Raw genomic sequence first — 2662 nt, 5'->3', positions numbered from 1 at the left:
TGTTACGGCGAGGTATTTGGTAGCAGTAGCGGGTCTATCCGGTAGCAGGGGCAGTGCGTACCCGATAGCACCAGCGGGCGTATCGGGTAGCACTCCTGCCGGGGACCGAGTTAGCCCTCGAGCGGTTCGACCTCCCTCCTGAGTCTCAAGTTGGGCCCGTCCAGGTTGATGATCTGGGCTCCGCCGATCAACCTTGACAGAATGGATTCCGCCAACACCGCATCACTGATGGACTTGTACCAATCCGACGGCTCGAACTGACTGGTAATCAACGTCGAGCCCACCGACTCCCGGGCAGAGAGCACATTGAGGATCACCGACGCGGTGGCGTCAGTGACCGGGGTGGTGAGGAAATCATCGATGACCAACAAATCAACACCCTTGAGCTTCTTGACCAGACTCGCTCGTTGCGGATCCGACGGATCCAGTACCGCGAGATCTGCTTCCAGATCATCGAGCCGGTAAAACAGGCAGGTGTGATCACTCCGGCATGCGGCGTTAATCAGCGCTTGGGCCAGATAGGTCTTGCCGACACTGGTTTTGCCGATGATCACCAGGTTGGTCCCGGCGTCAATCCATTGACAAGACGCCAGCCGGGCGACAAGCTCTTTGTTGAGGTTGCGGTCAGATAGGTAGCGAATCTCTTCCACACACGCATCAGGATGTGGTGATCGGGATGCTGTGAGAAGTTTCTGGAATCGACGCTCCTGTTTAGCCGCGATCTGCTCTTTCAACGCCAGTCGAATCTTGGCCGAAAACGTCCACTCGTCATAGGCGGCGTCATTGGCGATGTCGATGACGGCCTGACCGAAGGCAGTCATCCGCAGACTGGTGAATACCTCCAGGTCATCAGGGTGTAGCTGTGCCGCAGAATCCATGTTCGCAGGTGAGGTTGGCGTCATTTCTTCGCCCCCTTGGCCTGCATGATCGCCTCCATACTGAAGGCTTCCGGCCCGGCCAGATGTGCGGCGGCGGTATCGCGACCGGTGACTGTTGTCGGTCGCGACGGCGCGTGTGGTGGGCTGGTGGTGGGGCGTTGATCTGCGGCGGCACGGACCCTGGCCATCGTGTTTTTCACCGCTGTATACGAGATCGCACGGCGCCGGCCGGTAGCAGAGATCAACTGCGCACACGCTGCTTCCAGGACTTCAGCATTGGCATGTGTTTTGCCAAGGTCGAGGATGTTGCGGCACGGGCGGAAGGCCTGGGCTTCAATGGCCTTGGAGTCCATCAGATCTTCCAGAGCCTTGCGGGTGGCGGGGCCGATTTTGGCGCCCTGGCGCAGGAAGTAGGCCCTGGACCAGAGGTTCTTGTATTCGGCGAAGTAGTCCGGTTCGTGATCAGTGTCGGTGACATACGCCCCGGCACGGGGGCTGATCTGGTGGGTGGCGATGGTCTCGTTGTCCGCCAGAACGCTCAGCGTTGACCCCACGACCCGGACGTCGACCTTTCTGCCGGCGTAGGCATACGGCACCGAGTAGCGCACGCGGGCGACTTCGACGTGGAAGTCACGGGCCACCACACGTTTGTACCAGGTGACCTTCTGAAATGGTGTGGCTGGCAAAGGGTGCAGTAAACCGCGCTCGTCCGCATCGAAGATTTCACGCCGACTGATGTCGCGGCGCCGGAAGGGGATGCGGTGGTTGATGTCCTCGATCAACTCGTCGATGCGTTCATTAATGTCATCCAGATCGACGAAGGTTGAGCCCTGCAGGACGGCGATAACACTGCGGGTGACGACCTTGACTCCTGCTTCCACCGCCCCCTTGTCGCGTGGTTTGCGGGACCGAGTCGGGTCGGCGGCGGTGTTGTACCAGGCCAGGAAGGCCTCGTAGGCGGCGTTGACATCGCGGGCATGGTCACCGGCGGTGATCTGGTTGGACGCGGTGGTGGGATTGTCCGGGACGATCACGGTGGTGGTACCGCCGAAGTACTCGAAGGCTTGGCGGTGCCCGTCCAGCCAGGCCGCGGACTGTTCATTGTGGTGCGCGCTGGCGGTGACCATGCCTGAGTAGGGCAGGTAGGCGATGAAGACATGGAGTTTCACGGGCTTGCCGGTCGTTAGATCGGCCAGTTGCAGCAGGGTGCCGGCCCAGTCGATTTGCATGGTGTGGCCGGGTTCGTGGTTCATCATGGCCACCAGGTCGTGGCTGGTGATGTGGTCGTTGATCAGCTCCCGGAAGCGATCGAAGCCGTAGTGGCGGGTGCCGTCGTGGGCATCTGTTGTGCAGTAGTCGAGCCAGAGGTCTTTAAGCGTGGGTTTCGCTTCGAAACGGCGGGCCTTGATGATGCCGTCGAAATCAGGGGTCAGGAATTCTTCGGTCACGGTGCGCCGTCCGTCGGCGAACCAGGAGTGGACCTGTTCGTCGGAGTAGGCGTCAAGGTCGGCCGGTGAGGTTAGGTGGCGGGTGGCGGCGACGGCTTGTGCTTTGGCAATCGTGCGGTGTGAGCAGCCGGCCTGGGATTCGATGTCACGGTAGGACTTCCCGCGCAGCAGCAGGCGCAGGATCAGTTGGTAGTCGGTCACGGGATTCGTGCTCCTTGAGACTGGCCCGACCACCGGAGGTGGGGTCGGGTCCATCAGGAGCATGACTGCTACCCGGTCGACCCGCGACCGCTACCGGATAGACCCGCGAGTGCTACCAAATACCTGGTCGCAACA

2 protein-coding genes are annotated in these 2662 nt (G+C 60.9%); both read right to left on the bottom strand.

Annotated elements, in window-relative coordinates; translation table 11 throughout:
* Positions 1-110 precede the first annotated feature (110 nt).
* Positions 111-821 (bottom strand): ATP-binding protein, encoded by a 711-nt coding sequence (locus tag ACTU46_RS16135; RefSeq protein ID WP_443383942.1) that lies wholly within the window; start codon positions 819-821, stop codon positions 111-113.
* A gap of 77 nt (positions 822-898) precedes the next feature.
* The gene (istA, locus tag ACTU46_RS16130) at positions 899-2527 is read right to left on the bottom strand and encodes an IS21 family transposase (protein ID WP_443383939.1); all 1629 of its coding nucleotides are present in this window, start codon (positions 2525-2527) and stop codon (positions 899-901) included.
* Between the last annotated feature and the right edge of the window lie 135 nt (positions 2528-2662).

It is taken from the genome of Corynebacterium sp. A21, assembly GCF_052266655.1.
Classification (GTDB): Bacteria; Actinomycetota; Actinomycetes; order Mycobacteriales; family Mycobacteriaceae; genus Corynebacterium.
This window is presented reverse-complemented; position numbering and strand designations above follow the sequence as displayed.

What these genes read in the sequence shown, in the direction of transcription:
- ACTU46_RS16135 (WP_443383942.1), bottom strand. Translation starts at nt 821, where the DNA reads ATGACTGCCTTCGGTCAGGCCGTCATCGACATCGCCAATGACGCCGCC.